At 62.6% G+C, this 16,355-nt stretch carries 18 protein-coding genes and 1 tRNA gene; 5 read left to right on the top strand and 14 right to left on the bottom strand.

Annotation, left to right across the window (positions count from 1 at the left end; all coding sequences use genetic code 11):
* The first annotated feature begins 145 nt into the window (after nt 1-145).
* The gene (locus tag ACYQ1H_RS04670) at nt 146-454 is read left to right on the top strand and encodes a c-type cytochrome (protein ID WP_460026899.1); all 309 of its coding nucleotides are present in this window, start codon (nt 146-148) and stop codon (nt 452-454) included.
* A 3-nt stretch (nt 455-457) separates the two neighbouring features.
* Nucleotides 458-1,723, top strand: a complete 1,266-nt coding sequence (locus ACYQ1H_RS04665) for an FCSD flavin-binding domain-containing protein (RefSeq protein WP_460026898.1) — start codon at nt 458-460, stop codon at nt 1,721-1,723.
* A 113-nt stretch (nt 1,724-1,836) separates the two neighbouring features.
* Here the strand turns inward: ACYQ1H_RS04665 and ACYQ1H_RS04660 are convergent, their stop codons facing one another.
* From ACYQ1H_RS04660 to ACYQ1H_RS04650, 3 genes are read right to left on the bottom strand one after another with little or no spacing between them, the layout of a single operon-like run.
* Nucleotides 1,837-2,289, bottom strand: coding sequence for a cation diffusion facilitator family transporter (locus ACYQ1H_RS04660; protein ID WP_460026904.1), 453 nt, complete (start codon nt 2,287-2,289; stop codon nt 1,837-1,839).
* An 11-nt stretch (nt 2,290-2,300) separates the two neighbouring features.
* Entirely contained in the window at nt 2,301-2,609 is a 309-nt protein-coding gene (locus ACYQ1H_RS04655) for a cation efflux transmembrane domain-containing protein (RefSeq protein ID WP_460026897.1), read from the bottom strand.
* Between the two features lie 9 nt (nt 2,610-2,618).
* Nucleotides 2,619-3,209, bottom strand: coding sequence for a DUF4202 domain-containing protein (locus ACYQ1H_RS04650; RefSeq protein WP_460026896.1), 591 nt, complete (start codon nt 3,207-3,209; stop codon nt 2,619-2,621).
* Between the two features lie 110 nt (nt 3,210-3,319).
* On the opposite strand from ACYQ1H_RS04650, the gene surE reads away from it, so the two are divergent.
* Complete coding sequence (gene surE, locus ACYQ1H_RS04645; protein WP_460026895.1) at nt 3,320-4,072, top strand: 5'/3'-nucleotidase SurE; 753 nt, start codon at nt 3,320-3,322, stop codon at nt 4,070-4,072.
* A complete protein-coding gene (locus ACYQ1H_RS04640; RefSeq protein WP_460026894.1) occupies nt 4,072-4,731 on the top strand; it encodes a protein-L-isoaspartate(D-aspartate) O-methyltransferase in 660 nt (219 codons plus the stop codon). Before surE ends, ACYQ1H_RS04640 begins: the two co-directional genes overlap by 1 nt.
* A gap of 5 nt (nt 4,732-4,736) precedes the next feature.
* On the opposite strand, the gene ACYQ1H_RS04635 is transcribed toward ACYQ1H_RS04640, so the two are convergent.
* From ACYQ1H_RS04635 to tpiA, 8 genes are all read right to left on the bottom strand, one after another.
* Nucleotides 4,737-7,040 carry a Tex family protein gene (locus tag ACYQ1H_RS04635; protein ID WP_460026893.1) on the bottom strand — a complete coding sequence of 768 codons (2,304 nt, stop codon included), beginning with the start codon at nt 7,038-7,040 and terminating at the stop codon, nt 4,737-4,739.
* 92 nt (nt 7,041-7,132) lie between these two features.
* Nucleotides 7,133-8,077 carry a protein translocase subunit SecF gene (gene secF / locus ACYQ1H_RS04630; RefSeq protein WP_460026892.1) on the bottom strand — a complete coding sequence of 315 codons (945 nt, stop codon included), beginning with the start codon at nt 8,075-8,077 and terminating at the stop codon, nt 7,133-7,135.
* A 34-nt stretch (nt 8,078-8,111) separates the two neighbouring features.
* Nucleotides 8,112-9,953, bottom strand: a complete 1,842-nt coding sequence (secD, locus tag ACYQ1H_RS04625; RefSeq protein WP_460026891.1) for a protein translocase subunit SecD — start codon at nt 9,951-9,953, stop codon at nt 8,112-8,114.
* Nucleotides 9,954-10,006: 53 nt separating this feature from the next.
* The gene (gene yajC / locus ACYQ1H_RS04620) at nt 10,007-10,360 is read right to left on the bottom strand and encodes a preprotein translocase subunit YajC (protein ID WP_460026890.1); all 354 of its coding nucleotides are present in this window, start codon (nt 10,358-10,360) and stop codon (nt 10,007-10,009) included.
* Between the two features lie 35 nt (nt 10,361-10,395).
* Entirely contained in the window at nt 10,396-11,511 is a 1,116-nt protein-coding gene (tgt, locus tag ACYQ1H_RS04615) for a tRNA guanosine(34) transglycosylase Tgt (protein ID WP_460026903.1), read from the bottom strand.
* A 134-nt stretch (nt 11,512-11,645) separates the two neighbouring features.
* Nucleotides 11,646-11,730: transfer RNA gene (locus ACYQ1H_RS04610), tRNA-Leu, on the bottom strand.
* Between the two features lie 30 nt (nt 11,731-11,760).
* Entirely contained in the window at nt 11,761-12,138 is a 378-nt protein-coding gene (gene secG, locus ACYQ1H_RS04605; protein ID WP_460026889.1) for a preprotein translocase subunit SecG, read from the bottom strand.
* Nucleotides 12,139-12,149: 11 nt separating this feature from the next.
* On the bottom strand, nt 12,150-12,902 hold the full coding sequence (tpiA, locus tag ACYQ1H_RS04600; RefSeq protein ID WP_460026888.1) for a triose-phosphate isomerase: 753 nt from the start codon (nt 12,900-12,902) through the stop codon (nt 12,150-12,152).
* Nucleotides 12,903-13,121: 219 nt separating this feature from the next.
* Between tpiA and miaA the strand changes: the two genes are divergently transcribed.
* Nucleotides 13,122-14,036 carry a tRNA (adenosine(37)-N6)-dimethylallyltransferase MiaA gene (miaA, locus tag ACYQ1H_RS04595; protein ID WP_460026887.1) on the top strand — a complete coding sequence of 305 codons (915 nt, stop codon included), beginning with the start codon at nt 13,122-13,124 and terminating at the stop codon, nt 14,034-14,036.
* 5 nt (nt 14,037-14,041) lie between these two features.
* On the opposite strand, the gene ACYQ1H_RS04590 is transcribed toward miaA, so the two are convergent.
* From ACYQ1H_RS04590 to fdhD, 3 genes are all read right to left on the bottom strand, one after another.
* The gene (locus tag ACYQ1H_RS04590) at nt 14,042-15,148 is read right to left on the bottom strand and encodes a glycerol dehydrogenase (RefSeq protein WP_460026902.1); all 1,107 of its coding nucleotides are present in this window, start codon (nt 15,146-15,148) and stop codon (nt 14,042-14,044) included.
* Between the two features lie 93 nt (nt 15,149-15,241).
* Nucleotides 15,242-15,436, bottom strand: coding sequence for a formate dehydrogenase subunit delta (locus ACYQ1H_RS04585; protein ID WP_460026886.1), 195 nt, complete (start codon nt 15,434-15,436; stop codon nt 15,242-15,244).
* A gap of 93 nt (nt 15,437-15,529) precedes the next feature.
* Nucleotides 15,530-16,354, bottom strand: coding sequence for a formate dehydrogenase accessory sulfurtransferase FdhD (gene fdhD, locus ACYQ1H_RS04580; RefSeq protein WP_460026885.1), 825 nt, complete (start codon nt 16,352-16,354; stop codon nt 15,530-15,532).
* Between the last annotated feature and the right edge of the window lies 1 nt (nt 16,355).

Below are 16,355 nucleotides of genomic sequence, written 5' to 3'. Positions count from 1 at the left end.
CCAATTGAATTTCAACACGTTACGATTCGAAGGGCGGATACGGATGCCCGAACGGCTCCGCTCAGCCGGCTTTTTGTCAATGGCTTGTCAACCGTCGGCGATACAATACCTCGCCTGCCCCTGGTGCCGTCCCGCTTTCGTCCACATGCCGCATCGCCTCGATTTTCTGCTGGTCGCACTGATCCTGACACCCGCAGCCTACGGCGAGGAAGCCTCGGCCATCGGGCCCCTGGCCGAATCCTGCGCGGCCTGCCATGGCGTGCATGGCGAGGGGCATGGAGTACTGCCGGCACTGCGGGGACGGTCATTCGGGGTACTGAGCCGCGTTCTGCTGGACTACAAGACAGGCCGTCGACAAGGTACTGTCATGCCGCGTATCGCGCGGGGCTACGGCGATGATGAGCTCGTGCAGCTGGCCAGGCATTTCGCCCGGCTGCCTGTGCCGGTCCATTAGTCGATGAACCGTCGGCGCTTCATCCAGCTTGCCGCGGGATCGCTTGCCCTTGGCGCCTGCCGGCCTGGCTCGGGTGTGCGTCCCCGGCTGGACAAGGCCCATATCGTTGTCGTCGGAGCCGGATTCGGCGGCTTGAATGTGGCCCGGAGCCTGAAACGGTGGGCGCCGGAACTGCGTGTCACCCTGGTGGAACGACACCGCCACTACGAGCGCTGCCTAGGCTCGAATGCGGTGATTGCCGGTCTGGCCTCGCCGCAAGGTCTGGTGCAAAACTACTTGGCCGCGGGCGAAACGCTCGGTATCCGGATGGTGAGAGCCAATGTGCTCGCAGTCGACGCCACGCGACGATTCGCGAGGCTGGAAAACGGCGATGCCCTGCCCTATGACCGGTTGGTGGTCGCGCCCGGCATCGACTTGCGCTGGGATGCCATCGCGGGATACGACGAAACCGCCAGCCATGGCGTGCCCCACGCCTGGAAAGGTGGCCCGCAGACCCGGCTGCTGCAGGCCCAGTTGGCCGCGATGCGTCCGGGCGGGACCATTGTCATCACAATCCCGGACCTGCCCTACCGCTGCCCTCCGGGTCCCTATGAGCGTGCCTCGCTGATGGCGGCCTATCTGCGGCGACACAACCCCTCGGGCAAGATCATCCTCCTCGATGCCAAAACCCGATTCTCCAAGCAGGCGGCCTTCCAGCAGGCCTGGCGTTCACTCTATCCCGGAATGATCGAATGGGTATCCGCCGAGCAGGAGGGCAATATCGACCATATCGATGTATCGCGGCGAGTTGTGCATACCGAATTCGGTCGACATGCCGCCGATGTGCTCAATGTCATCCCGCCCCAGCGCGCCGGCCAGCTGGCGTGGCAGGCGGACCTCGCCGATGCTTCCGGCTGGTGTCCCGTCGAGCCGCTGACGTTTGAATCGAGCCGCCAGCCTGGCATTCACGTGATCGGGGACGCCGCTGCGGTCTCGCCCATGCCGAAATCGGCCTTTGCTGCGCAGGCACAGGCCAGGGTCTGTGCGACGGCCATCATCGCCTCGCTGAGCGGTCTCCCCTCGCCGCCGCCACGGCTGATCAACCATTGTTACAGCTTCGTAGCGGCGGATCAGGCCATTTCCGTCACCGGGGTCTACGGGTACGAGCCCGACGGGCACCGTCTGTCGACCCTCGCCAGCGGCGAGACGGCACCCGATGGCGACTGGCGCCGGGAAGCAGTGTACGCGCGCGACTGGTACGCGCTCCTGCTGGAGCAGACGTTCGGCTGACGCGGTGAGGCAAAGGAGACCTGGTCGCCCAGGGGTTCCAGGTGCGTGACCACCCGGGTGTTGGCCAGGGCCGAGGCGATGGCCTATTCGATCTCCTCGGCAAGCGCATGCCCCTACCGAACGCTCCACTCCCCCGGTACCAGGACATGCAGGTTCACGAAGCGGTTGTGGCCCGAGGCCCGGGTCCTGAGATCGTGGAACTGGATACCCTGGCGGACATAGTCGTCCAGGATGGCTTCGATGCGGGATTGCTCATGCCGGGGCAGGACAGTGTCGAGCAGGCCGGCTATCGAACGGCGGATCAGCTGGATGCCGGACCAGACGATCTGGATGGCGGCCAATCCGGCGATGGCGGGGTCCAGCCACAGCCAGCCGGTTCGCAGAGCGCCCAGCAGCGCCAGAAGGATGGCCACCGTTGTCCAGACATCGGCAAGCAGATGATGGCCATCCGCCTCCAGCGTGATCGAGCCATGGCGCCGCCCTACGCGGACAAGGGTCAGACCGACAGCGCCGTTGGCCAGACCGGCCAGCAGCGACACGGCAAGCCCCAGATCGAGCGCCTGCAGGGGCTGCGGCGTCAGCCAGCGCTGCCAGGCCGTCCAGGCAATGCCGCCGGCCGCACGAGGATCAGCCCGCCCTCGAAGCCACTGGCGAAATACTCCAGCTTGCCATGCCCGAAAGGATGGCCGGCATCGGCTGGCCTGGTGGCAAACCACAGGACCAGCAAGGCGACCACCGCCGCCACCAGGTTGACCACCGACTCGGCCGCATCCGACAGCAGGCCAACGGAACCGGTGACCCGGTAGGCATAGGCCTTGAGATCCATGGTCAGCAGGGCCGCGGCAATGGAAAGCCAGGCGAAGCGCGTGAGGGATCCAGGTTTCATGAATCGCCGTCAGGCAGTCCCGAGCGCCTTGGCCAGAAGCGGGCGGATGGTGTCGGAAAACGGCAGTTGGAGGGCAAAGTCGTGCCCCCGTTCGGACATCTTGCTCCAGGTCTTGCGGACGATCTCGACCAGCTTGTCAGGATCCTGGCTGGCGGCGAAACCGGTAAGATGATGCTCGAGAAACACCAGGCAGATGACATCCTCCAGTGTCTGGACTTCCGGGTCGGTCTTGAGTCCCCGCTTCTGGACGATGTACCCGACCCGTTCGATATCCGCCGCCCCGTAACCCGCGGCGGCCATCAGTTCGGCCAGGTGGTCGGCATGAAAGCGGTAGAGATAGGTGCGCCATTGTAGATAGCCCTCGCGCGACGCGGGATAGGTATCGCGCGGCACCTCCCAGCGCCGGATATGCTGGCCCCGGGCGGCGATCTTGAGATGCTCCGAGGCATCCGGGCAAATGCGCTGCAGCCAGGTCGACATGCGCTGGCCATAGAGCCATTCGCGCGGCCGCTCGACGCCGTCGGCGATTTCCGTGTGCGGGTCGGCAGCGTTTGCCCGGTCGATGAGTTCCAGTACGTGGCCAAGTTGAAGGGCAGTCATCGTTCAGAGTGCAAGGTGGTGAGGTCGAAAGTGGGGTCACTGAGCATTTTAGCGGGCCGCGCCGGGCCTGAGGCTGTGGTGTAAAATCGGCTCATCAAGCGAGGGAAGCGATGCATATTCTGGTCAGCAACGATGACGGATATTCCGCCGAGGGACTGAAGACCCTGGCCAAAGCGCTGAGTTCACAGGTCGACGTTACCGTGGTGGCGCCGGAAAGCAACCGCAGCGGCGCCAGCAACTCCCTGACACTGGAAGTGCCGCTGCGCATCAGTCGGGCGGAAAACGGCTTCCTGCGTGTCAACGGCACCCCTACCGACTGCGTGCACCTTGCCATCACCGGGCTTCTGGACCGGGAACCCGACATGGTCTTTGCCGGCATCAACCATGGCTCGAATCTGGGGGACGATGTCATCTATTCCGGCACAGTGGCCGCCGCCACCGAAGGGCGTTTCCTGGGGCTGCCGGCTGTCGCCATTTCCCTGGCCTCGTCGACACCGCACCACTTCGAGACCGCCGGCCGCGTCGCACTTTCCCTGCTGGAGCGCATCCGGCGCCATCCCCTGCCAGCGGACACCATCCTCAACGTCAACGTCCCCGATGTACCCTGGGAAGCCCTGCGCGGGTTCAAGTCCTGCCGCCTGGGACAACGCCACCGGGCCGAACCCGTCATCCGCACAGTCGATCCGCGCGGCCGCGAGATCTACTGGGTCGGCGCCGCGGGGCCTGAACAGGATGCGGGTCCGGGCACCGATTTCCATGCCATCCGCGAAGGTTTCGTATCCGTCACGCCGCTGCAGATCGACCTGACCCGCTATGACCGCATCGAGACGCTGGCGGGCTGGCTCGATGACTTAGACGATTGATGAATCCACGCTTTGCCGGCATCGGCATGACGTCCCGGCGCACCCGGGAACGCATGATCGCCCGCCTCAGGGAACAGGGTGTCGCCCATCCCGATGTCCTCCGGGTCATGCTGGAAACGCCCCGCCACCTGTTCGTCGAGGAAGCCTTGGCCAGTCGGGCCTACGAAGATACAGCCCTGCCCATCGGCTTCAATCAGACCATCTCCCAGCCCTACATCGTGGCACGAATGACCGAGCTCTTGCTGGAATCCGGGCCGCTCGACAAGGTCCTTGAAGTCGGCACCGGCTCGGGTTACCAGACGGCAATCCTGGCGCAACTGGTCAAACGGGTATATTCGGTGGAGCGCATCTATCCGCTCCAGCAGCGGGCACGTCAGCACTTGCAGGAATTGCAGCTTCGCAATGTGCGGTTCAAACATAGCGACGGTGGCTGGGGCTGGGAGGAATACGCGCCCTATGACGCGATCCTCGCCGCGGCTGCACCGAGCGAGATTCCGGAAACCCTGCTGGCACAAATGGCCCGCCGCAGCGTGATGATCATCCCGGTCGGCCAGGGTGACCGCCAGATACTCAAGCGAGTCACCCGCAACGAGTCGGGTTTCCGGGTCGAGGATATCGAGCCGGTCAATTTCGTCCCGTTCCTGCCCGGCATCCTCTAGCCGCCCTAGCGACCACTCTTGAGTGCGCGCTGAAGGGCATCGGCCATGGCACCGCCGACCGGGGCCTGAGCCGCCCGGGCTTTCGCCCCGGTATCTCCCGACCGGACCGCGGGCCGGACCTGCCCCCGGCCGGAATCCTCGGCGGTCACGGCCGCACGCTTCATGCTCAGCGAGATCCGCTTGCGTGCGACATCGACTTCCAGCACCTTGACCTGGACCACATCGCCGGCCTTGACCACCTGCCGCGGATCCTTCACGAAACTGTCGGCCAGGTGCGAGATATGGACCAGGCCATCCTGGTGCACCCCGATATCGACGAAGGCGCCGAAATTGGCCACGTTGGTCACCACGCCCTCCAGCGCCATGCCGGGCTCGAGATCGGCGATGCCGGAAATTCCCGCCTTGAAGCGGGCGGTCCTGAACTCCGGGCGCGGATCGCGACCGGGCTTCTCCAGTTCCCTGAGAATATCCGCGACCGTCGGCAAGCCGAACCGGTCGTCGGTGAAGCTGGCGGCATTGACACTGCGCAGAAAAGCGGCATTGCCGATCAGCTCGCGGATATCCCTGCCGCTTTGCTGGCGCAGGCGATCCACCACCGGATAGGCCTCGGGATGCACGGCGGAAGCATCCAGGGGATTGCTGCCGCTCATGATGCGGAGAAAGCCGGCCGCCTGCTCGAAGGTCTTGTCGCCGAAGCGCGGCACTTGCCTGAGATCCTCGCGCCGCTGGAACGGCCCGTTGCGATCGCGGAAGTCGACGATATTCTGGCTCAGGGTGGGCGATAGCCCGGAGACATACTGCAACAGTGAGCGGGACGCGGTGTTGACATCCACGCCCACCGCATTCACGCAATCCTCGACGACGGCGTCCAGACTCCGGGCCAGTTGCGCCTGATTGACGTCATGCTGGTACTGGCCGACACCGATGGCCTTGGGATCGATCTTGACCAGTTCGGCCAGCGGATCCTGCAACCGGCGGGCGATGGAAACCGCACCCCGCAGGGACACATCGAGCGCCGGGAATTCGCGTGCGGCCAATTCCGAGGCCGAATACACCGAGGCTCCGGCTTCGGAAACGACAATCCGGGTCAAACCCAGCTGCGGGTGCCGACTCGTGAGATCCGCCACCAGCTGATCGGTCTCGCGCGACGCCGTACCGTTGCCGATGGCAACGAGATCGACCCCATGGCGGGCCGCCAGGGCCGCCAGCGTGGCCATGGACGGCTCCCGGTCATGACGCGGCGCGTGCGGGTAGATGGTCGCCGTTTCCAGCAACTTGCCGGTAGGGTCGATGACAGCCACCTTCACACCGGTGCGCAACCCCGGATCGAGCCCCATCGTGGCCCGCGGACCTGCCGGCGCCGCCAGCAGCAGATCCTTGAGATTCATGGCGAAGACCCGTATCGCCTCGTGCTCGGCAGCCTCCTTGAGGCGTTGCTTGAGATCGAGATCGATGCGCGGGAACAGCTTGATCTTCCAGGCATAGCGAACGCAATCGGCCAGCCAGCGATCGGCTGGGCGAGCTCGATCGGCAACGCCTTCCTGGCGCCCGATCCGTCCCATTGCGGAGGCATGGGCTGCATCCTCGTCCGCGCCTGGCCTGAGCGTCAGCTCCAGAAACCCTTCCTTGCGACCGCGAAACAGCGCCAGCACCCGGTGCGAGGGAAGCTTGGCGATGGCTTCCTCATAGGCGAAGTAATCGCGGAATTTGATTCCCTCATCCTCCTTGCCCGCGATCACCCGGGAAACGAGCAGGCCCTCCTGCCAGATTTTTTCGCGAATTTCCGCCACCGTGGCCGGATTCTCGGCAAAACGTTCCATCAATATCTGGCGAGCGCCATCCAGGGCGGCCGCACCATCATCGACGCCATGTTCCGGATTGAGATACCGGAGGGCTTCCTGTTCGGGCGATTTCTCCGGATTGTTCAGCAAATCCAGCGCCAGGGGCTCGAGTCCCGCTGCGCGCGCAATCTGCGCCTTGGTGCGGCGCTTGGGTTTGTAGGGCAGGTACAGGTCTTCCAGCCGGGTCTTGGTATCGGCCGCCAGAATGGCCTGTTCCAGTTCGGGCGCCAGCTTGCCCTGTTCGCGGATGCTGGAAAGAACGGCCTGCCGGCGTTCATCCAGCTCCCGCAGGTAATCGAGGCGCGACGCCAGGGCGCGCAGTTGGGTATCGTCGAGCGCGCCGGTTGCCTCCTTCCGGTAGCGCGCGATGAAGGGAACCGTCGCCCCCCCGTCAAGCAACTGGATGGCGGATTGAACCTGATGACGTTTGACGCCAAGTTCCTCGGCGATCTGGGAAGCTATATCCATGGAGAGCCTGTCCTTGGAGAAACCGATAACAAGATGACAAACAGCAAAAAGGCCACATTAAGCGGCCCTTTTGCGCAACAGCAAGCAGGTGATCAGGGGCGACCGTCGGCGGCGCCTTCCTTTTCGGGAACCAGCATGTCGGCGCGGCTGATGCCAAGCCGTACCGCCAGCGCGCTGGCCACATAAATGGACGAGTAGGTACCGACCACGATGCCGATGATCAGGGCCAAGGCAAAGTTGTGGATCACATCGCCTCCCCAGATAGCCATGGCGATCACGGTCAGCAGGGTCAGAAACGAAGTCATCAAGGTACGGCTCAGGGTTTCATTGATGGACAGATTGACGACCTCGATGGTGTCCGAACGGCGTATCTTGCGGAAATTTTCCCGAATGCGATCGAACACCACGATGGTGTCGTTGAGCGAGTAGCCCATGATCGCAAGCACGGCGGCCAGCACGCTGAGATCGAATTCCCACTGAAACAGCGCAAAGATGCCGACAATCATGACGATGTCGTGGAGGGTCGCCAGGATCGCTCCCGCCGAGAAGCGCCACTCGAAGCGCCAGGCCACGTAGACCAGGATACCCAGTGTAGCCATGATGAGGGCGAGTATGGCGCCTTCGGCAAGGTCGTCCCCGACCTGCGGGCCGACAAACTCGATGCGGTTGATGTCGGCGCGATTGCTGGAGCCCTCGTTGATCGCGCCCAATACTCTGGGCCTGATCTCCTGGTTCGTGACATTACCCTGCGGCGCCAGCCGGATCAGCACTTCCTTGGAACTACCAAAGTTTTGCACGGTTGGATTGTCGAATCCGGCCTTTTCCAGACGCACGCGCAGATCGGGAAGATCCACCGGGTTTCCGAAGGCGGCCTCGATCACCGTGCCACCGGTGAAGTCAACGGCATAGTTGAGGCCACGGGCAAAGAGCGAAACGATGGCAGCCAGGCTCAGAATCGCGGAAATGGTGACCCACAGGCCACGTTTGCCCATGAAGTCGATATGAAAAGGCTGCACGGGGGTTGTCCTTTCGACCATGGCGGTCATCTCCTCGTAAATATCGTTGGTCGAATCAGATCCAGAGCTTGTCGACGCGGCGCTGACCGTAGATGAAGTTCACCATCATGCGGGTACACATCACGGCGGTGAACATCGAGGTGAGAATGCCGATGGTCAGAGTGACGGCAAATCCCTTGATGGGTCCCGAACCGATGCCGAACAGCATCAGGGCTGCCAGCAGTGTGGTGATGTTGGAGTCGAAGATGGTGGCAAAGGCGCGTTCGAAACCGGCATAGATGCTGGCCTGTATCGAGGAACCATTGCGCAGTTCCTCCTTGATGCGCTCATAGATGAGCACGTTGGCGTCGACGGCCATGCCGATGGTCAGCGTGATACCGGCAATGCCCGGCAGGGTCAGGGTGGCCTGCAGTGCGGACAAGATCGAGAGAATCAGCGCGACATTGAACAATAGCGTCATCACCGCGATCACACCGAAGACCTTGTAGTAAAGCATCATCACCACCCCGATCAGGATGAAGCCGATGATGAACGAACGGGTACCCTGCTCGATGTTCTCCTTGCCCAGGCTCGGGCCGATGGTGCGCTCCTCGACGATGTCGACCGGTGCCGCCAGTGCGCCGGAACGCAGCAACAGCGCCAGATTGCGAGCCTCGTCGGTGCCATCCAGGCCGCTGATCTGGAAACGCTTGCTGAAACGGTCACGAATGGTGGCAATGTTGATGACCTCTTCCACCGTCTTCTTGGTGGTCACCTTCTGGCCGTTGACGTCCTTGGTCTCGCTCTTATTCTCGATATAGACCACCGCCATCGGCTTGTTGATGTTTTCCTTGGTGGTCTCCGCCATCTTGCGGGCACCGGGGCCATTCAGGGTAATGAAAACCGCTGCGGAGCCGGATTGCTGCTCGATACCGGAGGACGCATCGATGATCTGGTCACCGGTCACGATGATCTTGCGTTGCAGCAGCACCGGGCGGCCATTGCGGTCCTTGTAGAGCTTGGAACCGATAGGGGTCTTGGTTTCGTCGGTCGGCGTCGGGTGTTCGGTATCGACCATGCGGAATTCCAGCGTTGCCGTGGCGCCAAGGATTTCCTTGGCGCGCGCCGTATCCTGCACGCCCGGCAACTGGACAACGATGCGATCCTCGCCCTGTTGCTGGATGACGGGCTCCGCCACACCCAGTTCGTTGATGCGGTTCCTGAGGGTTGTCACGTTCTGGGCGACCGCCAGGCGCCGGATCTCGCGCACATCGGCATCGGTCATGCGGCCCTTGAGCACGGTGCCGTCATCGTCGAACAACAGACCGCGAACCTCGCGCTTCAGGGTCGTCTCCGCCTGGCCCAGGGTTGACGCGTCAGGGAACTTGACCTCGATGACATGGTTGTTGCGATCCACTGAGGTGTATTGGATCTTGCTGTCGCGCAGCAGCGTGCGGATATCCTCCAGGTAACGCTCCTCGGCCTGCTTGATGGCCGCCTCCATATCGACCTGCATGAGGAAGTGCACGCCACCCCGGAGATCCAGCCCCAGATACATCGGCGCTGCATTGATGGCCCGCAGCCAGCCGGGCGTCGCCGGCGCCAGGTTCAGCGCCACGGTATAACGCTCGCCAAACTGGTTCTCCAGGGCGTCGGACGCCTTGAGCTGGGCATCGGTATCGCCAAAGCGCAGCAGGAGCCTTTTGTCACCGAGCTCGACGGATTTCGGCTTCAAACCGGCATCAGCCAATGCCTTCTCGGCTTGCTTGACCAGCCCCTCGTCGAGGGTGGAGCCTCTCAATGGCGACAACTGGACGGAAGGATCCTCGCCATAGAAATTCGGCAGGGAATAAATCACTGCCACGGCAAGCGTGAGAAGGATGAGGATATTTTTCCAGAGCGGAAAATGATTTCGCATGATGGCCGCCTAGTAGCGCAATGACACCGATGCCAGCCCGGATGAGAGCTAACTCAGCTTTTATCGTTTTTCTTTCGGGTCTTGTAGGTACCCTTGGGGAGTAGCGAGGCAACGGCATTTCGCTGGACATGTACCTGGACGTTGTCAGCCAGTTCCAACTGCACGAAATTCTCGTCGAGGTCGACAATCCGACCCAGCAAGCCCCCGGTGGTCACCACCTCGCTGCCCTTGCCGAGGGAGTCGACCATCTTCTTGTGTTCCTTGGTCTTCCGTTGCTGCGGGAGAATGAAAAGGAAGTAAAACGCGACCATGATGCCAAGCGGCAGAATCAGGCCGACGAAACCCGGGTCCTGGGCTCCCGCACCCGGGGCGGCCTCGGCCAAGGCATCAGCAATGAAAAAACCCATGATCTAGCTCCTCATGCGGGCGATAAAGCAACGGATTATGCCATAAAAGCCTGTGCCTCATGGCGCAGGCGATAGAACTCGGACACGAAGTCGTCCAGCCGGCCTTCGCCGATAGCCGCCCGCAAGCCAGACATAAGTTCCTGATAATAATGCAGGTTGTGAAGGGTGTTGAGCCGCGCCCCAAGCATCTCGCCACATTTGTCCAGGTGCCGCAGATAGGCGCGACTGTAATTCCGGCAGGTATAGCACGCGCATTCGGGATCCAGCGGGCGCACATCGTCCCGGTAGGTGCGATTGCGAATCCGCAGGGTGCCGTGACGGGTGAACAGGTGACCGTTGCGGGCGTTGCGGGTCGGCATCACGCAATCGAACATGTCGATACCGACCCGTACCGCCTCGACGATGTCTTCCGGCGTGCCCACCCCCATCAGGTAACGGGGTTTGCCAGTGGGCAACGCGGGAACCACAGCTGCCAGAACACGCGCACGGTCCTCCTTGGGCTCGCCGACCGAGAGACCACCGATGGCGTAGCCATCAAACCCGATCGACTGCAACTCGCGCGCAGATTCCAGACGCAGTTCCTCGTAGACGCCGCCTTGGACGATGGCAAACAAGGCTGCCGGGTTGTCACCATGGGCGCTGCGACTGCGCGCAGCCCAGCGCAACGACAAGCGCATCGAATTCGCTGCCTGTTCGTAGGTGGCAGGATACGGCGTGCACTCATCGAAAATCATGACGATATCCGACCCGAGGGCACGCTGCACTGCCATGGACTCTTCCGGGCCCAAGAATATCTGGTCACCATCGATGGGCGACTGGAACAGCACGCCGGCTTCGCTGATCTTGCGCATGGCACCGAGACTGAAGACCTGGAACCCACCCGAATCGGTCAGGATCGGGCCGCTCCAGTGCATGAAATCGTGCAGATCGCCATGTCGCCGGATGACCTCGGTCCCGGGTCGCAGCATCAGATGGAACGTATTGCCGAGAACGATCTCGGCACCCAGTTCGCGCAATTCCTCCGGTGTCATGGCCTTGACCGTCCCATACGTACCGACGGGCATGAATGCCGGCGTATGGACCACGCCACGCGGGAAATGCAATTCACCGCGACGCGCGGTTCCATCCGTGCCAGTGATGCTGAATTTCATCTTTTCAGAAAACCAAAACAGGCCTTGACTGCCGTAGGTGCAGAGCATCCCGACGCGAGCAGAGACAAAAAACCCGCTAAGCCTTGCGGCTAGCGGGTTTCATGGATTGCCTAGGACACCCTAGGACTTTCAATTGGTGCCGATGGTCGGATTTGAACCGACACGACTTTCGTCACCACCCCCTCAAGATGGCGTGTCTACCAATTTCACCACATCGGCCAGAAAACATCGGGCAGCAACAGACGGTGATCAGTTGTTGCCTGCCGGCTGCGCGGGAGGTGCCACCGCAGGAACATCGCTCCTTGCCGGCGCGGGCGGATCCATCGAAACGGGGGGAAGATCACGCTTTGCGGCATCCTCCGTCACGGGAATATCCATGATGTCGGACTGCTTATTATCCTGATTACCTGCCAGGTAAGCAAGGGTCAGACTGGTAAGAAAGAATACCGTTGCCAGAACGGCGGTAGTCCGGGACAGAAATGACGCGGCGCCGCGCGCGCCAAAAACCGAATTGGATGCGCCTCCGAAGCCGGCTCCGGCATCCGCACCCCGGCCCTGCTGCAACATCACCAGTCCCACGATCGACAGCGCGATCAGGACGTGAACGACCATTAAGACCTGATACATGACGGATTCCGTTAAGCTGCGAGGCAGATGGCCAGGAAGGATTGTGCATCCAGAGAAGCGCCACCGATAAGGCCACCATCGACATCAGGCTGCCCGAAGAGTTCGGCTGCATTGTCGGGTTTGACGCTGCCACCGTAGAGAATCTGAACCTTGGCGGCAACATCGGCGTTGCGCGCCGCAATCTGGGCGCGGATATAGGCGTGCACTTCCTGTGCCTGCTCTTTGCTCGCCGTACGACCGGTCCCGATGGCCCATACGGGTTCGTAGGCAATCACCGCATCCTGCAGGGACTCGACACCGCAAAGGTCCAGAACCGCGCCGAGCTGTCTGTCGATTACGGCGAATGTGGCATTGGCTTCACGCTCCTCCAGGGTCTCGCCGACACAAAGAATCGGCGTCACCCCGTGGGCAATTGCCTTGGCATAGCGAGCGGCCACCAACGCATCAGTTTCACCATAAATCGCACGACGTTCGGAATGGCCCACGATAGCCAGCGAGCAACCGAACTCCCGCAGCATGGATGCCGAAATCTCGCCGGTGAAGGCACCCTGATCCTGATCAGCGACGTTCTGGGCGCCCAGCCGGATCAATTTCCCGGTGACAGCGGCAGAAGCTTCTGGAATGAAGATGGCGGGGGGACATACGCCTATATCGGTCGCGCACCCGTCCGGCAGCCCGGCAAGAATATCCGCCAACAGTTTCTGCGAACTGGTACGGGTTCCATTCATTTTCCAGTTACCGACGACCAACGGGCGACGAGCCATGCTGCTTCTCCGAACAAGACACAAATAAACCGTGGAATACTACAGAGCACCGCTTGGCATTTCAAGCCGGACGCCGCCGCCGTCACGTCTTACCGGGAACGCCACCGGTAGCAACCAGCGAACCCAGGAGGGTTTTCGCTACACTGTCGCCCCCAACCACCACGAAATACAGCCTGCTTGCCGCCCGCGTCACCGAATCGCCCATTCGCCATCGCCCTGATGGGCCCCACCGCCTCGGGCAAAACCCGCTTGGCCATCCAGTTGGCCGGGGCGCTGGGGGGGGAAATCATCAGCGTGGACTCCGCACTGGTTTATCGAGGCATGGACATCGGCACGGCAAAACCCGATCTCGCCGAACGTGCCGGCGTCCCGCACCATCTCATCGACATCCTGGATCCGTCGGAGCGCTACTCCGCCGGGCAATTCCGGCGGGATGCCCTGGCCAAAATGGACGAGATCGTTGCCCGCGACCAAATCCCGATCCTGGCGGGAGGCACCATGCTCTACTTCAGCGGCCTGCTGCAGGGGCTGTCGATGCTGCCCACCGCCAACCTGGCCGTGCGGGAAACGATCGACGCCGAGGCCGCGATCCGGGGATGGCCCGCCCTGCACGCGCAACTCGCCCAGGTTGATCCCGACAGCGCCCGCCGCATTCATCCGAACGATGCACAGCGGATCCAGCGGGCGCTGGAAGTCCATCGCCTCACGGGAAGGCCGCTGAGCGAGCACTTCGGGACTCCGCCCGCCGCCGACACGCCCTACCGATTCTGCAGGCTCGTCCTGGCACCGACCGATCGCACGGCGCTTCAGCAGCGCATCCGCATACGGTTCCTGGCGATGATCGAACAGGGTCTAATCGGCGAAGTGGAAAGACTGCACCGCCGCGGCGACCTCGATCCGGACATGCCCGCCTTGCGGGCCGTGGGCTACCGCCAGGTGTGGGCCTACCTCGAAGGCAAATTCGGCCACGAGGCGATGATCGAGCGCGCCATCATTGCGACGCGGCAATTCGCCAAGCGCCAGATGACCTGGCTGAAGCGGGAAACCGGGGCTGTCCACCTTAGCTCGGGAGACACCGATCTGCTTGCCAAGACGCTCGAGGCCATCGAGCACCTCCGAGCCAAGCAGCGTTGAATGGGTTACCGGCCGCCCCGAAAGGCACGCCCCCAGGCATCGGCGGCAAAGATGGCATCGCGAATGGCATCGGCCGTTACCTCGAAGGCTTCGTTATGCGCGGTCTCGCCCGCCGCCACGGTGCGCTCGGCGATAGCGGCGGCCCGCGAGGGGGTGAGGTTTTCAAGCCCCAGATCGCGCAGGGTCGTGGGCAATCCCACCGACCGGCAGAATCCGAGGACTTCCTCGATCAGGCATGAATCACGACCTTCCAGCACCAGTTGAACCAGCGTCCCGAAAGCCACCTTTTCGCCGTGATGGCGGTCATGGGTTTCCGGCGCAGCCGTCAAGCCATTGTGCACGGAATGGGCGACCGCCAGGCCGCCGGACTCGAACCCCAGGCCGGACAGCAGCGTATTCGCCTCGACGATACGCTCGAAAGCCGGCGTGATGGCATGCACCTGGGCCGCGGCCACCGCCGCGACACCATCCGCCAGCAAGGTCCGGTAGCAGAGATCGGCCAGGGCTGCGGCAGCGATCGTGCTCGCGCCCCCAACCTGGTTGGCCTTGCAGGCCAAGCGGGCCGTCTCGGCCTCGAAGCGGGTAGCCAAGGCATCCCCCATCCCGGAGATCAGCAAGCGAACCGGTGCCTGGGCGATGACGGTTGTATCCACCAGGACCAGGTCAGGATTGCGCTTGTAGAACAGGCACTTCTCGAACTGGCCATCGCTCGTGTAGACCACCGATAGCGCGCTGCATGGGGCATCGCTGGCCGCCGTGGTCGGGCAACAGGCAACCGGCCTGTCCAGTTCGGCCGCAACCGCCCGGGCAGCATCCAGAACCTTGCCGCCACCGGCACCGACGATCAACCGGGCATCGAGGCGGGTAGCCTCCCCCTTGCCCCCGGCGATCTCCTTGGCCGAGCATTCACCGCCAAAATCGAGCACCGCAAAGGGGATCCCGGCCGCCTCGAAGCCGTTTCGCCAGATGTTCTCCAGCAATCGACGGGCACTGCGGCTGGCGATGATCAGGGCCTGCCCCCCATGCCCCAGCCTGAGCAGCTCGGCGGGAAGATGGTGGGTTGCCTCGCGCCCCTGGACATAGCGCGCGGGAGAACAGAATACCGACAGCATGCCAGTCACCTACCTTTCTCTCCTTCCGTTGATTCCGCCGCCGGTGAGCATCATGCGACGCGGGACAAGCCTGGCAAGACAGTTCCCCAGAGGCTAGGCCGTCCGGGCCAACCGGGCAACTGCATCACGGGCGACATCGTTGAGGCCAGCGCCCCCCATCTCGAGATGCTGGATGATGGCCACGCGCATGCGCCGTTCCCAGAAACGCTCGAGGTGGTCGACCATGCCCTTGACCGCTGCCTCGTGATCGGGCTCGGCGCTGAAAAAGTCGCTGATATTGTTGGCCATCTTAACCAGGTTTTCTGTATCCATGATGCCGAAAGAGATTACGCTCAGGACGCCGGTAACGGCTCGTTGAAGAGCAGGGTGAGAAGAAAATCATTAACCATGGAAGAGGCGCTGCGGATGCGAATACACCACATGGCTATCGTCGCGCGCAAAACCGACCAGTGTCAGCCCGGCTTCCTCGGCCAGTTTGATGGCGAGCCCCGTAGGTGCCGATATCGCCGCCATCAGGCCAACACCAACCATGGCGCACTTCTGCACCATCTCAAAGCTGGCACGACTGGTGACAACGACATAGCCTGCCGGAAAATCAACCCGCTGTCGGGAGAGCGCACCGATAAGCTTGTCCAGCGCATTGTGCCGGCCGACATCCTCGCGAAGCTGCAACAGCCCTTGGCCCGGCACCACCCAGGCCGCCGCATGAACGGCCCCCGTGAGACTGTTCAGTCGCTGCCGGTCACGCAGCTGACGCAATGCCCGAATCATCTCGTCCGCCTTGACCGTCACGGTTGAGCGTACCGGTGGCGGCTTCTTGATCGCCTGCTCCAGGGTTCTCGCTCCGCAAAGGCCGCAACCGGTGCGCCCGGTAAGGTTGCGTCCCTTGTCGCCAATCGCTTCGCAACGCGCCGGTGGCACTTTCAGGCGGACCTCGATACCCTCCGCGCGCTCGTAAACGCGAACCGATTCAACCTCCGAGCACCGGGAGATGATGCCTTCGGTAAGACTGAAACCAAGGGCGAAATCTTCAAGGTCCAGTGGTGTGGCCAGCATGACCACATGCGGCTCCCCGTTGTACATGAGCACGATCGGCGCCTCCTCGGCAACACAATCGTCGATGTTCTCGGCGGTCGGGCCTCGCCATCGCTGAACCGGGCGGACCCGGTAACCGGGCCACCCGAGTTCAGGAGCAAGCGCCTCCATC

The sequence above is a fragment of the Methyloparacoccus murrellii genome (genome assembly GCF_054657115.1).
This window is presented reverse-complemented; position numbering and strand designations above follow the sequence as displayed.